7 protein-coding genes and 1 tRNA gene are annotated in these 18,134 nt (G+C 58.1%); 7 read left to right on the forward strand and 1 reads right to left on the reverse strand.

Features of this window, described 5'->3' with window-relative positions:
- Positions 1 to 18: 18 nt before the first annotated feature.
- Positions 19 to 9,840 (forward strand): filamentous hemagglutinin N-terminal domain-containing protein, encoded by a 9,822-nt coding sequence (locus Q1A74_RS08155; RefSeq protein ID WP_299594516.1) that lies wholly within the window; start codon positions 19 to 21, stop codon positions 9,838 to 9,840.
- A gap of 132 nt (positions 9,841 to 9,972) precedes the next feature.
- Here Q1A74_RS08155 and Q1A74_RS08160 read toward each other — a convergent pair.
- A tRNA-Leu gene (locus Q1A74_RS08160) sits at positions 9,973 to 10,059 on the reverse strand.
- 317 nt (positions 10,060 to 10,376) lie between these two features.
- Here Q1A74_RS08160 and rnr point away from each other — a divergent pair.
- The 6 genes from rnr to Q1A74_RS08190 all read left to right on the forward strand — a co-directional run bounded on the left by rnr (position 10,377) and on the right by Q1A74_RS08190 (position 17,815).
- Complete coding sequence (gene rnr / locus Q1A74_RS08165; RefSeq protein WP_367275368.1) at positions 10,377 to 13,247, forward strand: ribonuclease R; 2,871 nt, start codon at positions 10,377 to 10,379, stop codon at positions 13,245 to 13,247.
- Between the two features lie 3 nt (positions 13,248 to 13,250).
- Positions 13,251 to 14,003 carry a 23S rRNA (guanosine(2251)-2'-O)-methyltransferase RlmB gene (gene rlmB, locus Q1A74_RS08170; protein ID WP_299594520.1) on the forward strand — a complete coding sequence of 251 codons (753 nt, stop codon included), beginning with the start codon at positions 13,251 to 13,253 and terminating at the stop codon, positions 14,001 to 14,003.
- A 421-nt stretch (positions 14,004 to 14,424) separates the two neighbouring features.
- Positions 14,425 to 14,973, forward strand: coding sequence for a sigma-70 family RNA polymerase sigma factor (locus Q1A74_RS08175; protein WP_299594522.1), 549 nt, complete (start codon positions 14,425 to 14,427; stop codon positions 14,971 to 14,973).
- A gap of 10 nt (positions 14,974 to 14,983) precedes the next feature.
- The gene (locus tag Q1A74_RS08180; RefSeq protein WP_299594524.1) at positions 14,984 to 15,670 is read left to right on the forward strand and encodes a hypothetical protein; all 687 of its coding nucleotides are present in this window, start codon (positions 14,984 to 14,986) and stop codon (positions 15,668 to 15,670) included.
- 19 nt (positions 15,671 to 15,689) lie between these two features.
- On the forward strand, positions 15,690 to 16,358 hold the full coding sequence (locus Q1A74_RS08185) for a hypothetical protein (RefSeq protein WP_299594526.1): 669 nt from the start codon (positions 15,690 to 15,692) through the stop codon (positions 16,356 to 16,358).
- A 140-nt stretch (positions 16,359 to 16,498) separates the two neighbouring features.
- Positions 16,499 to 17,815 carry a tetratricopeptide repeat protein gene (locus tag Q1A74_RS08190; RefSeq protein ID WP_299594528.1) on the forward strand — a complete coding sequence of 439 codons (1,317 nt, stop codon included), beginning with the start codon at positions 16,499 to 16,501 and terminating at the stop codon, positions 17,813 to 17,815.
- The last annotated feature ends 319 nt before the right edge of the window (positions 17,816 to 18,134 follow it).

Raw genomic sequence — 18,134 nt, forward strand, 5'->3', positions numbered from 1 at the left:
ACGATCATCATGATGAACATGAAAAAGCAAAAAATCGCCAAAGCCATCACGTTAGCGCACATTACCTGGTGTGGGGCATTCATTACACCGTTTGCCTTTGGTGCTCCGGGTACTGTAGATAGTGATTCCGGGAATGTGACGATTGCAGACGACCAGCTTATAGATGGTGTAACAACCACCAATATCAGTATTTCAGGTGATTTTGCGGAAATTCGCTGGGAAGATTTCAATATTCTCAGTGATGAGGCCGTGGATTTCGCATTTGATATCACGAATCCTGAGAGCGGTATCGTAGTTAATAATGTTCTTAATGCAGGATCAACCATTTCTGGGCAGCTGACTTCCACGGGCCACGTGGTGTTGATCAATCCCCGCGGCGTGCTGTTTACCGAGGGTGCGTCCGTGGATGTCGGTGCGCTGACGGTTTCTGCACTGAAGGGGGACATTACCGCGCGCGACGGTGAGTTTGCGTTTGATTTTGATGATACCGCGCAAACCGCAGAGGGTGACCACTACTTTGCCCCCGGCACTATTCAGAATCAGGGAGTGATTACTGCCGATAGTGGTGTGACCTTGATAGGTCGCAGCATTCAGAACCTGACTCTGGATGGAGCGACAACTAATGCACGGATCCAGTCAGCGACCATCGATATGGTGGCAGCCGATGCGGTGACGCTCAGCCTGGGAACCTCCGGTTTATACGGTGTACAGGTCACTTCGGCATCGCTTGCGGATGAGTTGATCGTTAATGGTGCCGGTTCTGTGGTTGCAGGCGCTACGGTATTGATGACAGCCGACGCCGCCGATGCCATCACCGCAACGGCCGTAAACAATCAAGGCTCTATCGAGGCGAGGGGAATTGATACCTCCGGCGGTGTTATTCGCTTGACCAGCTCTGCAGGCCGAGTAGAAAACTCCGGAAATATTGCGGTCGCCGTTGGCGAAACAGGCTCCCAGCTGGCACTGGAGGTGACGGCGGAAACAGGTTTTGACAATAGTGGAACTATCGCCGTTGAGGACTTTTCCCTGCAGGTCGGTGCAAACGGTTCTGATTCCACAAGCGATGTGGGGAATCTTTCGTTTACTGGTGAGTTTGAGGTCACGGGCGGTGCCGGTACAGACAGCGTGGCGCTTGATCGTCTCAATGGCCAGCTTGAGTTGACAGCAACGGACAGTGAAAACGTGTCATTCAACGATGGCACTTTGACCGGCACCCTCACCGGTGTCGAGGCTGTTGTTGCGGATGCTGCAGATACGCTAGTGGGTACCGAAAATGACGATCAATTCACGCTGATCGGTAGCGGAGGCGCGCGAAGCAATGGTATTGACTTCACCGGCATGGGAACACTGGATGGTGGCGGTCATGGAGATGATGGCGACACGCTGATCGTTGAATCTGATGTCGTTCTCTCGTTAGCAGATCTCGCAAGTGATGAGCAGGATGGAATAGCTCTCAGCAATATCGAGGCTGTGCAAACTAACACAGCCGGTATATCTGATGTAGAAGATGATACTGAATTTACGTTGAGCATTGATGCAGATACCGGTGTAGAAACCGTATCAGTGACAGGGTTGGAACGCTATCAACTTACCAACGTCACCAAGATCGATGCAAGCGACGCCGAAAATGTTTCACTGGATGCAGCAGCGCTGGATGATCAGAGCCTCTATTTGCGGGATACCAGCGGTACCGTTGGTACAGCGGAAATCCCGGAAGATGGCATTGAATTCAGTGGGGTTTCTCGTGTTGAAGTTTCCAGTCTTGATGCGAGCGATATTGGAGACGCAGAGCTCTACTTTCGTGATGTTTCGGGGGCGAACCTTGCAACAGCGAGTGAAGGTGGAACCCTGTTTATCGGTTTGACATCTGTCTCAGCCGCTTCACTCAATAGCAACGGCCATGCTGTCGACCTTACCCTTGGCGGAGCGCTGGGCGAGGTAACATCGTCCGATGTTGTTGCATTCAGTGGTGTATCGAAACTGGTTGGCAGTGCGGCGGCGACTGTTGAAGGCGGCGGCAACTGGACACTGGATGGGAGCGATGGTGTACAGGAAACGGTTAGCGAGGTTGCGCTCACTGGGGCCTGGGAGATCATGGCGACTGGGGCCGAACTGACCGGAACTACTGGTTCGGATGTATTTACACTCAACAGTGACGGCAATGTAGTAGCTGGATCTGACTTGACGTTTATTGGGGTGACTTCCGTTGCCGGCGGGGATGGTGCGGATAGCCTTGAGGTTTCCGGTCCAGCTGGCCCAACAATTTTCCTGCAAAATGACGCGGGTACGAGTGCTTCTACTACTGCCGATAGCGCCGACGGAATCCTGTTTTCTGGACTGACCTCGATTACTGCAGAAAATCTTGATGCGAATAGTAATGAAGTGACGTTGGAGTTCGTAAGCGGTGAGTTATCTACCGATACCGTTTCATTTATTGGGGTGTCCGAGTTTGTTGGGAGCGAGGGCGCGACGGTGTCCGGCGGTGATGGCTGGGAATTGACTTCGGGTACCAGTGTTACGGAGGTGACCAGCGCAACCCAGTTCTCCGGTGACTGGCTTGTTCAAGGTGAAACTGGTGTCCAGTTGACCGATTTCAGCTCCGGGCTCACGTTTAACCTGGCGAGTGCGGAAGACTTTTCGATTGTCGGTTCGGATCTTGCGTTCCAGGGGTTTTCCTCTGTAGCGGGATCCGGTAGTAGCGTATTGAATGCGGCGGATTTAGGAAGTGCGCCTCTCTTCCTGATGCGTACCGATGGCACTGTTTCCACGATCGCGACTTCAGGCCAGGGAGTCGACTTCTCCGGATTTGGTGAAGTGCAAGTTGCTTCGCTGGATGCGTCAGAAATTGGTGAAAACGCACTGTTTTTCCGAAATGCCTCCGGGAGCAGTCTATCCACCGCTGCAAATGGCGGCACTCAGTTCACTGGCCTGAGCCGTGTTGCTGCTCAGGTGCTTAACACCAATGACCGTTCGGTTGATCTTACGCTGGGAACAGCAGCTGGTGAGGTTGAGAGCTCCGACGTCGACTTTGCTGAGGTGGATACCCTGGTTGGTACCAGTGGCGCATTGGTCAGCGGAGGGCGTAACTGGACAATCGATACAGGTAGCGCCGTATCAGAAGATGTGAGTGGTATTCAGCTGGAAGGCAGCTGGGCAATCACTACAGCAAATAACGCAACTTTGGAGGACTCTGGCAGCGACAGCAATTTCACCCTGATAGGTAATGACGTGGGCTTTAGTGGCACTGGACTCGTATTCAGTAACCTCGGTGAAGTGAATGGAGGTGCGGGTAGCACGCTGGATGCCTCGGCCTTGAGCACAGCGCTCTACCTCACAGATTCAGCCGGCACCGTTTCGACGACGTCGAACAGCAGTGGAGTCGAGTTTTCCAGTTTTTCCAGCATCGAGGTCGATCACCTCGATGCGACATCCTTGGCGGACAGCACCCTATATCTGCGCAATGTAACGGGAACCAGTGTATCGACGACTGCGGCCGCAGATACCGGTGTTACGGTTTTCAGCGAGCTTGAACAGGTTTCAGTGGATGTACTGCATAGCAACGGCTTTTCTGTAAGCTTTGAAGTCAGCGATGCTGACGCAATTGAGGTCGAGGCTGGCGGCACCCAGTTTGATCAATTGTCAGAAGTGACGGGTAGCACCGGGGCGCAAATATCGGGCGGTGCAAACTGGGCTCTGGAGAGTGGCGGTGTGCGCGAAAGCACTAGCTCAATTCTGTTCAGCGATACCTGGTTTGTTGAAGCGGTAACCGGGGCTGAGCTCGCAGGCACCGGAAGTGTTGATACATTCACCCTCAATGGCGATGGCGATGTAGAAACAGGCTCATTCACGTTCAGCGGTCTCAGCTCGGTAAACGGCGGAAATGACACAGATATCCTCAATGCGACCGGGCTTGTCAGCGGGGTAAAGGTTGAGGGTGAGAGCAGCGTGTCGGCTATCGGTACACTCTTTGAAGAAATCGAAACCATCAACACGAATGCCGTAACCGGTGCAGACTCCGGTACCCTATTTACCCTGTCCGGTGGGGTTGTCACCGTGGGTGATTCGAGCCTCAGCTTCAATGGTATTACGAGTGTTGATGGTGGCACCGGAAGCAGCTCGCTGGACGCTACATCGCTGGGTGCTACCCCTCTGTACCTATTGGGCGACGGCGGCGTGTCTACCATGGCCGACGGTAGTGGTATCGGTTTTACCAACCTGAATGAAATCACTGCGACACAACTCGATGCCATGGCGCTGGGTAGTGCCCCACTTTATCTGCGGAACAGTACCGGCAGTCAGGTATCGGCGGATTCGACTGGTGGAACCCTCTTCAATGTTTCCGGTGTTCAGGCTGCGAACCTGGATACCAACGGAAACACGGTAGGGTTCAGCGTTGCCGGGGTGGCCGCACTGAATAGCAGTGCAGCGAGCTTTACGAATCTGGTTTCCGTTTCGGGTGGAGATGGATCGACAGTTTCCGGTGGGGATAGCTGGGCCCTGGCTGATACTGGTGGTGCTACGGAGAGCAGTAGCTCGGTTACCTTTAATGGTGATTGGAGCGTTGATGCCACCGATACGACGCTGACGGGCACCAGTAATAACGATATTTTCACCTTGAATGAAAGCGGTACTGTCGTAGCCGAGGGCATTGCTTTCCAGGGTCTGAGCGCCGTAGTTGGTGACGGCGGGCAGGATACCCTGAATGCAGGAAGCTACGCGGGCGGTGTCAGCCTAACGGGTGCATCCGGCGCGGTAGGCGCGGCCAACGTTTCATTTACGGAAATCACCAATGTCACTGCACCATCGGTAACCGCCGCTGATACCGGCTCCAGCTTTGTGGGCCAGGGAAATACGATTGTCGCCGATGGGCTGACATTCTCCAGCCTCGATGTGATCTATGGTGGAAACGGCAGCGACAGCGTCCGCGGTATCGATGCACTGTTTTTACGTGCCGATGGTGATGACCGCTATTTCGCAGACAGTAGTGATCTTCAATTCCGCAATATCGACACCTTTGTGGCCGACTCCGTTTCGGCAACCGATGAAGTAGGTGCGGTCGTGTTCGATCTGCTCGATCTCGATCAGGTTTCAGTGGCGTCCGCCACCATCTCCGGTCTGTCTGAAGTCGATGGCAACGGGGCTGGTGTTGTGGATGCGTCGGGATACAGCGGCGGCGTGTGGCTGACGGGTGCGAACGGTCAGGTGGCCTCTGCCGCTACTGGTGGACTGACGTTCTCAGGTGTGGACAGTGTCACCAGCGCATTGATCAATGGCAGTACAGCTGGCGAGGCTTATCAGGTCACCGCGCCCGGCACTGTCAGTGTATTGGAAATGCTGTTGAACGGTGTCGGCGAGGTTGTTGCCAATAGCGGTACCTCCAGCGTAACCGCGGCCGCGGGCAGTGATTGGACTCTCGATGTGGCCGACGCAACAGCGGCTTCCACAGACAATATTCAATTTACCGGATTTTCCCAGCTGGCCGCACAAGCCGGAGACCTTATCGGCACTGCGAACAGCGATGAATTTACGCTCAACAGCGATGGCGATGTAGAAATAGGCGCGCTGGCGTTCAGCGGCCTCAGCTCGGTAATTGGCGGTGATGGCACGGACATCCTTAATGCGACCGGACTTGCCAGCGGAGTGAAGGTCGAGGATGAGAGCAGTGTGTCGGCTATCGGTACAACCTTTGAAGAAATCGAAACCATCAACACGAATGCAGTAACCGGTGCAGACTCCGGTACCGTATTTACCCTGTCCGGTGGGGTTGTCACCGTGGGTGGTACAAGCCTCAGCTTCAATGGCATTACAAGTGTCGATGGTGGCACCGGGAGCAGTTCGCTGGATGCTACATCGCTGGCTACTACTCCTCTATACCTGTTGGGCGACGGCGGCGTGTCTACCATCGCCGACGGCAGTGGTATTGGTTTTACCAACCTGGATGTAATCACCGTGGCACAGCTCGACGCAATGGCGCTGGGTAGTGAGCCGCTCTATCTGCGCAACAATACTGGTAGCCAGGTATCGGCGGACTCGACTGGTGGAACCCTCTTTAATGTTTCCGGTGTTCAGGCTGCGAGTCTGGATGCCAACGGTAATACTGTGGTGTTTGACCTGCTTGGCCTCAACGAGGTCTCAGTGGGGACTACAACGATCTCCGGTCTGTCTACAGTCGATGGCAGCGGGACTGGTACTGTGGAAGCGTCGGGATACAGCAACGGTGTGTGGCTGACAGGTACAAATGGTCAGGTGGCCTCTGCCGCTACCGGTGGCCTGACGTTCTCAGGCGTGAGCAGTGTAACCAGTGCGTTGATCAATGGCAGTACGGCTGGGGAGAGTTATCAGGTCACGGCGCCTGGCACTGTCAGTGTATTGGAAATGCTGTTTAACGGTGTCGGCGAGGTTGTTGCGAATAGCGATAATTCCAGCGTAATCGCGGCCGCGGGCAGTGACTGGGCTCTCGATGTGGCCGACGCAACCGTGGCTTCCACGGACAATATTAAATTTACCGGATTTACCCAGCTGGCCGCACAAGCCGGGAATCTTGTCGGTACCACAAACAGTGAAATCTTCACCCTGACCGGCAGCGATGAGATCGGGCAGCTTGTCGGTATTGGTGCGATGCAGTTCTCCGGGTTGGATGCGGTTACGGGTGGTGGCGGCACCGATTCTCTAGACGCCATGGACTATAGCTCCAGCGTTTCCCTGAATGGTTCAACCGGTGGGGAGCTGCGCGCCGACAGTCTCATCTTTTCCGGCTTTTCCTCCGCAGACATCTCCGCACTTGCTGGTCGCGAAGGCCTAGTGGACGAATTTATTGTGACGGCCCAGAACACATTGGAGGTGGCCGGGCTGACTATTTCCCAGGTGGAGGATGTTGCCTCGGAAGAAGAGGACTTGGTGGTATCAGATGGTGTTGCCTCCAATGTGACCGCTGAAGGCTTTCAGCTCCAGGGGATCAATTTTGGCGGCGCGGATTTGATCACCGTCGCAGTGGTTGAGGGTTCCGCCGACGACGACGTATTCACAATCACTGACTCTGACCGGATTATTGTCAACGACCGGGCATTTTCCTTGTCGACACGAGTAGACGGCCTCGCGGGGAACGATACGGTAATCGGCCTGGAAGGTCAGGACTGGACCATTTCGGGTCTCAACAGTGCCCGCAGTCAGGGCGCCGATTTCATTAACATTGAGCGACTGGTTGTCGGCGATGCCGGGCTGATTGGCGCTGCCGAAGGGGACATTTTTACCCTCAACGATGACGGCAGCGTGCGCGTCGGCAATATCGTCGCCGAGGGCATGCGTTACATCGACGGCGGCAGCGGTGCGCTTGACGCGATCGACCAGCTGGATGCCAGCGACTTTGCCGGTGGACTGCAGCTGACCGGAGCCGACGGCCTGCTGCTTGCTGGCGAACTTGAAGTGCGCGGTTTCGAATCGGCCATCAGCGTTGCTCTGCAGGGTAGCGGTGCGTCGGACCTGTTTACCGTTGGCGACGACGGCGTGGTGGCCGGCGGGATCACTTTCAGTGAGCTTTCCCACGTCTCCGGTGGTGGTGGCAGTGACCGGGTCGAAAGCGCGCTGGACCTCGACTGGTTACTTGGCAGTGCCGACGGCGCATTTACTCACGCCGGTATCGAATTTGCCGGTATTGCCACGGCGGCCGGCGGCGGTGCATTACAGGCGGGTGAGAGTAGTAGCGTATTTACCCTACAAGACAGCGGTGTGCTGCAGGTGCACGAAATCGGTTTCGAAGGGGTAACCAGCGTCGACGCCGGTGCGGGCAGCGACAGTGTCGCCACCGATGCGGGTCTCGTCTGGACACTGGATGGTACGGCGGGCACTGCAAGTGTCAGCGGCGTAACGTTCAGTGCAATCGAGCAGGTGTCCACGGCCGGTGCCAGTGTCGACACCACTGCGGCCAGCGCACCCCAGACCTTCGCGCTGAGCAGTGCCGGCGCAGAAGTCTCGGTGTTGGATATTCTGTTTTCCTCGGTAGCCTCGGTTGTGGCTGGTGACGGCAATGGCGATACCGTGGTGAGCAGTGCGGAGCAGTGGCAACTTCAGGGCAGTGAAAACCGTGTTGCGGCCGGAGGCGTACTCTTCTCTGGAATCGATAATGTGGAAGGCGCGGCCGCGGAAGTGATCGGCACTACGGAGGCCGATGCATTTTTACTGAACGGGGAAGATAACAGCCTTGCCGCAGCGGGCATTGCCTTTTCCGGTGTAGAGCAGGTATCCGGTGGTGGTGGTCAGGATACCCTGGAAGGTACCAGCGGTGCGGATAGCTTCCGGGTGGAAGCCGGTGGAGATATCCGTGCGGCCGCCATGCAGTTTACCGGGCTGGCCAGTGTCGATGCCGGTGCTGGCGATGATTCGGTAAATGGTGATGTGGATTCCTGGACCTCTGCGACCGATGCCGGTGGCCTGGTGGCGGGCAGCGCTGAGGCCACGGTAGACAGCCTCACGGTGCTGTTTGAGAATCTGGAACGCGTTCAAGGCACTGGGCTTTACACCGGCCCGGCTGCGGTCAACGACTACTACCTGAGTGGGCCCAGCAGCCTGACTATGGGTGGTGTTGAATTCTCGGGACTGCAGACGCTGGTGGCGGGCAGTGGTGCCAACACGCTCTATGGTATTGATGCCGATATGCAATGGAGCCTGGGTGGCGATCAGGGGAGCGTCAGTGATGGTCAGTCCAGCCTCGGATTTTCCGGGTTTGATGCCATCGTGGCCGGCAGCGGCGCCGACCAGTTTGAGCTTGGCAGTACCGCGCTCACATCCCTCGATACCGGAGCGGGTAACGATACCGTTCAGCTTCAGCAGGCACAGCTCTCACAGCTCTCTCTCGGTGCAGGTAATGACCGTCTGGTAGTCGCCACCGCCGGGCAATCCCTGGACGTGACTGCCGGTGGCGGTGAGGACCAGTTACTGGTCGAGGCCGCCGGGCAGAGCTGGTTGATTGATAATGATATCGACGGCACCAACAGTGTCGGCACAATTGATTTCAGTGGCTTTGAAATGCTGGAAGATGCATCCGGCGGGCTTGAGCTCAGCACCGGGCTGGCGTTCAGCTTTTTCGGCAATGCGGCTCAAGGCTCGGCCGGGGTCGAGTTTGCCGGTGCCGGTATGACGCTGGCCTATGATCCCAGTGGCGATCTGGTTCTGGTCAGCCGTAGCACTGACACCATCGGCGGTGAACTGCATGCGCGCGATGCTCATCTCACCCTGGCCGGGAATCTCGATATCACGTCCCGGTTGGATGAGCTGTCGATCTATACCTCTGGTGGTGATATCGAGGCTTTGGTCACGGATATTGATGATCTGGTCATCGGTCAGATCGATGTAGGACGCGGCCACCTTGAACTGGACACCTTGGAAGGTGGTGGGCTTACGGCGAGAGATGCCGGCGAGCTGCATATAAATGCCGGTAGTGTTGTTCTGGGAACGGGCGACAATGGCTGGACGAATATTGGTACTCAGGCGGCCCCGCTGTATGTGGATATCAGCGAGTCACTGAAAATTGTCGCTTTCAGCTTCGTGCACCCGATTTTCAGTGGTCAACGCCCCACGGTTGATGCTGAGGGTAACGGCGTTCAGTCAATTACCAGTGCGCAGGCGTCCCAGGGGCTGAAGTCCGCGGTGCAGCGCCCCGCGGACGATATTGCCCAGCTGGACCCGGGTATCTTTGACGAAGTGACGCCATACAGTCTCGGGATCAACACGATGAACGCGCCGGAGATGCGCCTTACCGCCAATGGGCTGCAGTCCGCGGAAGACGATGAGGAAGAAGAGAGTGAAGAGCAGGAGGCGACTCTGGCGCCCGCCGCCGGGGAGTAGTTGCGCAATCTGCAGGTGGGAGGGGCGCCGGTTGCGGCCCCTCCGCCAGTTCACCTTTCGAGACCGGGCCTGATACCGGACAGGCAAATAAAAAAGGCCGACTCTTCCGAGTCGGCCTTTTTTATGCAGATATGGTGCCCAGGAGAAGACTTGAACTTCCACGACCGTAAGGCCACTAGCACCTGAAGCTAGCGCGTCTACCAATTCCGCCACCTGGGCAAATCAGCGGTGTGCTCCGCTGAGGACGCGCACTATATTGATTTGGCCCATGGGTGTCAACGCTTTTTGCCGCGTTTTACGCCATCGCCGCTTCGGCCTGAGTGGAGTGCGTCGTCAGTTTGGTGGCGGGAGCCACAAAACGGGTCGGGAATTATGCTCAAATCGCTTATACTCGCGGCAATGTGCAACATTCAGGGTGGCTAGTGGGCCGCTCCCGGCATTCGCCACTTCTGGTTGCACCCACTCATGCCACTGCGCCGGGCGCACACCGGGGCTGCGCAGACTGCGCGGTCGATCGCAGAACAATGGAAGCTGTTTTGAATCAAGACAAATCAAATTCCCCCTCCGCTGACAGCGCTGGACCGGTTGCCGATCCCCACGCGGAGCGCGAGGCGGAAAAATACGACAAGCCCGTCCCCAGCCGCGAGTTCCTGCTGGATATCCTCGAGCAGCAGGCGGGCCCTGTGGCCTGGGAGGCGGTTGCCGACCTCTTGTCCATCGACGATGAAGATCGCCGCGAGGGCGTTCGCCGGCGTCTGATTGCCATGTCCCGGGACGGCCAGATTGCCAGCAATCGCGCCGGTGATTTTGGTGTGCTGGATAAAATGAGCCTGGTGCGTGGCCGAGTCATCGGTCACCGCGACGGTTTTGGTTTCGTCTCTCCCGGCGACGGCAGTGACGACCTGTTCCTCTCTCACCGCCAGATGCGCAAGGTGTTCGACGGCGATGAGGTGTTGGTGCGGGAGACCACCGGTGGTTTTCGCGGTAAACGCGAAGGCGCGGTGGTCCGTGTCATCAAGCACAACACCCACCAGCTTGCCGGGCGTCTGTTCCGGGAAGACGGCATCTGTTTCGTGCGTCCGGATAACCCCCGCCTGACCCTGGATGTGATGGTGCCCGAGGGCAAATGCGCCGACGCCGAAAGTGGCCAGTATGTGGTGGTCGATATCACCGCCCAGCCGGGGCGCAATACCCTGCCCCACGGGGAAGTGGCGGAGATTCTCGGCGATCACCTCGCCCCGGGTATGGAAATTGACGTTGCCATACGCAACTACGCCATTCCCCATACCTGGCCCGCCGCGGTGCTGGCGCAGGTGGATGGCATCGCCGACGAGGTGCTGGAAGAAGACAAGAAGGCGCGCATCGACCTGCGCCAACTGCCGCTGGTCACAATCGATGGTGAAGACGCGCGGGATTTTGACGACGCGGTATTCTGCGAAGTGCTGCCCGATGGCAACTGGAAATTACTCGTCGCCATTGCCGACGTCTCCCATTATGTGGCAGTGGGAACACCGCTGGATGTGGAGGCGCACCAGCGCGGTAACTCGGTGTATTTCCCGGATTTTGTGGTGCCCATGCTGCCGGAGAAACTCTCCAATGGACTCTGCTCCCTGAACCCGGAAGTCGACCGACTGTGCATGGTGTGCGAAATGCGCATCGACCAGTCTGGCAGTATTATTGGCTATCAGTTTTTTGAAGGGCTAATGCGCAGCCACGCCCGTTTCACCTACACCCAAGTGGGTGAGATTGTGGAAGAGCGGGACAATCGCGACAGCGGTATCCGCAAGCAATTCGCTGCGCTGACACCCCATGTCGACAACCTGCACGATCTTTACAACGCCTTGCGCGGCGCCCGCGATCGCCGCGGCGCCATCGATTTCGAAACCACCGAGACACGAATCCTGTTTGATGCCGCGCGCAAGATCGAACGCATAGTGCCGGTCCAGCGCAACGATGCACACAAGATGATTGAAGAGTGCATGCTTGCCGCCAACGTCTGTGCAGCGGAACTGATGGAAGTGGCGGAACTGCCGGCGCTGTATCGTGTGCACGATATTCCCAAGGCCGAGCGGCTGGAAAAACTGCGTGAATACCTCGGTGAGCTGGGGCTGCGCCTTGAAGGTGGCAGTGAGCCTCAGCCCAGTGATTATCAGGCGCTGCTGCAACAGGTCGACGGCCGCCCGGATTTCCACATTATCCAGACCATGCTACTGCGCTCCATGAATCAGGCGGTCTACCAGCCGGAGAACCGCGGGCACTTCGGCCTCGATTACCGGGCCTATGCCCACTTTACCTCACCGATTCGCCGTTACCCGGATCTGCTGTTGCACCGCGGGCTGCGCTGGCTGATTCGCAGCGGCAGTGCCAACCCCGCACCGGTAGCGGATAGGGTGCGTCAGGCGCCGGGCGCACACGCGCTGGAGCGGGAAGAAATCCTGCCGTACAACACCGCGGCCATGGTGGAGCTGGGTGAACACTGTTCCATGACTGAGCGCCGCGCCGATGATGCTACCCGCGATGTGGTCAGCTGGCTCAAGTGTGAATATCTGCAGGATCATGTGGGCGAGGTCTACCGCGGTGTCATCAGCGCGGTAACCGGGTTCGGCCTGTTTGTGGAGCTTGACGACCTCTACGTGGAAGGGCTGATTCACGTCACTGCCCTGCCCAAGGATTACTACCAGTTTGAACAGGCGCAGCAGCGCCTCGTCGGGGAGCGCAGCGGCACCCGGTTCCATCTGGGCGATGGCGTCACCGTGCAGGTGGCACGGGTCGACCTGGAGGAGCGCAAGGTTGACTTCACTTTTGTGGAGCTACACCCGCGCCCCAGCTACAAAAACCCAAAATACCGCAAGCCGAAGTCGGACAGCAAAGCCGTTCAGGCGGATAGCGGGCGAGAGAAAGCGAAAAAAGTGAAGGCAACCAAGAAAACCCCTGTTACCGCCGAGCCGGATAACGTGGAAGACGCAACTGAAGTAAGCGGCCGCGCTATGGAGATGGCGGTGGAGTTCCAGCAGGAGCGCCAGCGCCGCGGTAAATCGGATTTCAGTTCGGAAGAGCAAAAAGCCAACCCCTGGGGCGGTGGGCTGAAGAAAAAAACACCGTCGGAATCGCCGGACGAGCCGCGTCCGATCCGCAAGCGCAAGGTGGGTAGCAGCGAGACGGAAATCGTCCCGCCATCCATCGAGCTGCCCGAGGACCCGGAGGTTTCTGAGGAGGCCGCTGAAATCGAGGGCGAGCCGCCGAAGAAACGCCGGCCGAAAAAAACGCCGCCACGAAAAGGCGGAAAACGACCCGCGGTTGCCGCACGCAAAGCTGCGCACAAAGCGTCCAAGGCGGAAATCGCGAAAAAGGCCGCCAAGAAAAAACTGAAAAAGAAAATGTCCAAAAAACCGGGCGGGAAGAAATAGACTGTGGCACAGCAATTGGTATACGGCCTGCACGCGGTGCAGGCGCTATTGAAGAGCAGCCCCCAGCAGGTGCAGGAGCTTCTGCTGCTGCGCGGACGCAAAGATCAGAAACTGCAGAAAATTATCCGCCAGGCGGAGCAGAATGAAATCAGTATTCGCTTCGTGGATCGGCGAGCGCTGGATGAAAAAATTGGCGACGATGGCAATCACCAGGGTGCAGTTGCGGTCTGCGTGGGCCAGACGCGTATTTACGACGAGCAATTTCTGAAGTCCCTGCTGCAACAGCTGGACGACAAAAGTGAGGCGCCGTTCCTGCTGATTCTGGATGGTATTACCGATCCGCATAACCTCGGCGCCTGTATTCGCTCTGCGGAAGCCGCTGGTGTACATGCGGTGATTGCCCCCAAAGACAAGGCGGCGGGTCTTACACCAACCGCACGCAAGGTGGCTTGCGGGGCGGCGGAAGTTCTGCCGTTTGTCACCGTCACGAATCTCGCGCGCACGCTACAGATGTTGCAGCAGGCGGGTGTGTGGATATTTGGCGCGGCGGGAGAGGCGGAGCAGAATATTTATCAGTCCTCCCTTACCGGCGCCATTGCTCTGGTAATGGGCGCAGAAGGCCCCGGCCTGCGTCGCCTCACCCGGGAAAATTGCGACCACCTGGTAAATATTCCTATGGCAGGAGAGGTCAGCAGCCTGAACGTTTCTGTCGCCACCGGTGTATGCCTGTTTGAAGCGGTGCGTCAGCGCAGCTGAGCACTCTTGTGCTGAAGTGTCTTGGTCTGCGGTTTGTAGAAAAGGCACTTCGGTTTTACGAAACTGTCTTGATCCTCCTTTTCCCCCACTTTGCTGCCTTCTTGTTTTCGTTTCTTGTTCCCCTGTTCCTACCTCTGACGTCTTAGTGCGCCCACCCTTACGTATTTGAGACCTGCTCCCAGCGAGAATCCGGGACCCACGCGCAGACCCTGCTTTAATTTTTTACGACTTTTTAAATTCGGCGGGAACCTTTTGCGGTTCCGGTTCGTGTTTATGTTCAGGAGTCTGTTGTGACGCTGACAAATCCTCCGGATTGTGGCGCTCAGTAAGGCTCGGGATTAGCGGCCCGGTACGGGTGGCAAGGGAGTATGCGGTGAAGGCCTGGTTTTTAAATCAGAAACGTGCGCGCCAGGACAGGTTTGTGGCGCTTGTGTTTCCCCATCTGCGGCAGTTGTATCGGGTGGCGTTTCGTTTTACCGGCAGCGCCCATGAGGCGGAAGACCTGGTGCAGGATGTTCTTGCCGGGCTGTTGCCGCGAGTTGCCGAACTGGACAGCATCGAGCGGTTGGGCCCGTGGCTGGCGCGGGTACTTTATCGCCGCTATGTCGATCAATATCGCCGGCGCCAGTCTTCGCCGGTGGACGAATCCGTGAGTATTGATGCGGATGAACAGGTCGGCTTGTGCGAACGCAAAATGACAAGTGATGGAATTGGCGAACACGCTCGTATGGATATGCAGCGCACCCTTGATCGCGCCCTGGCGCGTTTGCCGGACAGCGGGCGCGACATCGTACTGCTGCACGATGTGGAGGGGTACACGGTGCTGGAGATTGCGGGAATTCTCGCGCTGGAAGTGGGCACGGTGAAATCCCGCCTGCATCGCTCGCGCAAAAAATTGCAGCAGTGGCTGGGGGATGAGTCCGCTCCGGCGGGTGGCGAGTTTAGTGATCGCGCGGCGCGGGTCAATTGAGGAGGCAGTGATGTTGTGTCAGCAGTTACGACAATTGATGGTGCGCGATGGCAGCCGGGTGGTTCGCGAACACCCACTACTGGGGCAGCACATCGGTGAGTGCGATGTGTGCCGTGCGCTGGTGCAGAAGCAGGAGCGTCAGCAACTCGCCCTGCAGCAGTCACTGGCGGATATGCCGGTGCCGGACCCCGGCGATGATTTCGAGGCGCGCCTGCTGGCCCGTGTGCTGCCCGCACGCCGCCGCGGCGCGCGCGCAACTGGTGGCGCCGGCGGGCTGGCTGTGGGAATGGTATTCGGGCTGGCGGCCAGTCTGTTACTCGGTGTGCTACTGGTGCCGCAACTGATCTCTACACCTGACGCGCAACCGCAGGTATTGGAACACGCCTTGAGGCCCGTGCATGTGCGGCTGGACAGCCCGCGCGCACTGGATGGCGCAACCATCCGCATTCAACTGCCGGCGCACACCAGCCTGAGAGGATTTCAGGGGGTGCAGAACCTCCAGTGGCAAACAGATATTCCGGCAGGTGCCAATCGCATCACCCTGCCGTTGCAAGTGGACGGCGAGCTGGCCGAAAGCGAACTGGCTGGCGCAAGTCTGACCATAGAAGTGGAGTACCGCGGCGCCAAAAAAACGCTGCGCTACTCGATACCTGAAGTAGAACCGGCGACACCGTCGCCATCGTTGATCAAGCTCTGAAGGAAAGAGGTAAAGGATTATGTCTCAGCAATTGTCGAAGAAATTGTCTGCCCAGGTTTTTTTCACGCGTCGCCCCTCCCTGGCGCAGGCTTTGCTCCTGGCCACCGCCCTGCCGTTTTCGGCGGTGACCTGGGCACAGCAAGACATGGCAGCGGGAAGCGACGTACAGGCCGCAGTGGCGGAAGCAGAAGCGGCGGCGGATCTGGATATCACCCTGCAGGTGGTGGAAGACGCTGAGACCGCCCAGGACCTGCTCAACAACATCGAGCTGCCGGAAGAGGTGCGCGAGGTAGCGGAGCAGAAACTGGCCGCCGCGCTGGCTGCCATCAAGGCCGCGCGGGAAATGCAGGCTGGTGGCGAAGCGGGCACCGATAATGCCGACCGCGAGGCGATGCTGGCGGAGATGGCAGAGCGTCGCACGGCACTGATGGCCAGCGCTCAAAACTCGGCCCTGGCCGCGAACGAGCAGGCACAGCAGGCCGTCGAGTCCGCGCGTGAAGCGGTGGAGGAGGCGCTGAAAAACGGCCTCACCAACGCCGAGATGCAGGGCATGATCGAGCAGATGATGCAGGACATCCTGGGTGCACTACCCGAAGAAGCCCGCGGTGGTATGGGTGATATGGATGGGTTGCTGGACTCACTGCGTGGCGACGTAGCGGCGGAGGCTGCGGAAGGATCCGGTGGCTGAATCGGGCTGTCGGTAAGTCGGCCAGATTGGGGCGGGCCCCGGGGATCGAATGTGGTCCCCGGGCGGATTTCCCGCGACAGTGGGCGGCGTAGAGCAGATGTAAAGATGGAAAGCATCCAGCGATGTGTATGAGGCAAGGAATGCGCGAATATATTCAGTTGTTGTTTCTGGTCACCCTGCTGGTGGCCGTTTCTGTTTTTGGGCCGCCCAGGTTGGCGGCTGCGGAAACCCCCAGCGCCACAGGCGCTTTCAAGCGTGGCGACTACCCTCAGGCTCTGGCGCTATTTCGTCAGGCAGAAGCCGCCGGCAATGAAAGTGACCGGCTCAAGTTCAACCTCGGTGTCACCCTGTTCAAACTGGGACGTTATGAGGAAGCATCCGAGTATTTCTGGCAGCTGGTGCCCGCACCTCAGTGGCGGGACCTAGCGGAATACAATCTGGGGCTGGTGGCGCGCCGGCAGGGCGACCAGATACAGGCCGCGCAGTATTTTCGTCGGGTGAGTGCGCGTTCGGCATCGCCCAAGTTGCAGCGGTTGGCGGCACTGCAGCTGGGGGCCGTGGCATCGGAGCCGGCGCCACAGCCGCGACCCTGGCTCGCCATGACCAGCCTGAACGCCGGTTTTGACAGCAATCCCTACGCGGTGAAAAACGCGTTGTTGGGAGAGGACGCAGTGGGTGAAGACAGTTTTTTCGAGCTGTTCGCCTGGGGTCAGTACCGCCTGCAGGGTAACGAGCGCGACGGCTGGCGATTGCACGGTTACGGCTTCACCCGTCGCTACAGCGATCTGGACAACCTCAATCTGGGCAGTGTGAGCAGCGCACTTTCGCGCGATATGCGCTGGCGGGGCTGGGCGCTGGAGGCCGGTGCCGGCGCTGAGCTGGTGACCCTGGGGGGAGAGCTGGTTAGCCGTCAGCTGCAGTTTATCGGCCGCGCCAAGCGGGACTTTGGCGCAACCAGCGTGCAGCTTTCGTATATTCCGGCCTACTACGCGGGCGGAGATGACTTCACTTATCTCGATGGCTGGCGGCAGCGCTTTTCCGCCAGGGCGGGGCGGGAGGCGTTTGGTGCAGACCTGAGTGTTTACTACCTGTATGACACCAACGACCGCGCCGACCTGCAGCAGGCGGCGGAGGACTACTACAGCTATTCACCCATACGCCACGCGTTTGGCTCGGACGCGCGCTGGCGCTTCATGAGCCGCTGGGAGCTGCGCGCCGGGTTCGAGTATCGCTACAGCGTCTACGACGGGCTGAACCGGGTTGTCGACGGCGAGGGCAACGTGGCCGAGTACGAGCGCGCGTCCGACCGTTTCAGAAGCTGGGTATCCACCCGCTATCGCCTGACACCGCGTTTCAGTCTCGACGGTAAGGTGACGAATATCGACAATCGGGAAAACCGCGATCTGTACGACTACGACAAGACGGAGTTCAGCCTCGGGGTTAGCTACGTATTCTGAGAGACGTGGTCACGCGGGGTGCGATGGGGGAAGACGGTAAATTCAGAAAAGAAAGTGGAGGGGCGTTTCCGCCCCTCTACGCATTGAATCCTGATTGTTATTCGTCGGTCCCTGGAGATTATTGTTATTGTGACTGGGATTCTTTTATCGGAATCAGGGATTCCGTTTATTTTGGCGACCTTGTAGTGATATGACGGGCGACCCCGCACACCCCTCAAGCCCGATTTGCAAATATCTGTGACTGTTCAGGTTTGCCTGGTCTTGTGGCGGCTTTCGGTTCCTGATGTCAAAGTATGACCTGGTGGTCGCCTCCTCCTGT

The sequence above is a fragment of the uncultured Microbulbifer sp. genome (assembly GCF_947504145.1).
Classification (GTDB): domain Bacteria; phylum Pseudomonadota; class Gammaproteobacteria; order Pseudomonadales; family Cellvibrionaceae; genus Microbulbifer.

Coding starts and splice junctions, on each gene's coding strand:
- Q1A74_RS08155 (WP_299594516.1), top strand. CDS start 19: ATGAAAAAGCAAAAAATCGCCAAAGCCATCACGTTAGCGCACATTACC.
- Q1A74_RS08180 (WP_299594524.1), top strand. CDS start 14,984: ATGTTGTGTCAGCAGTTACGACAATTGATGGTGCGCGATGGCAGCCGG.
- Q1A74_RS08185 (WP_299594526.1), top strand. CDS start 15,690: ATGTCTCAGCAATTGTCGAAGAAATTGTCTGCCCAGGTTTTTTTCACG.
- Q1A74_RS08190 (WP_299594528.1), top strand. CDS start 16,499: ATGCGCGAATATATTCAGTTGTTGTTTCTGGTCACCCTGCTGGTGGCC.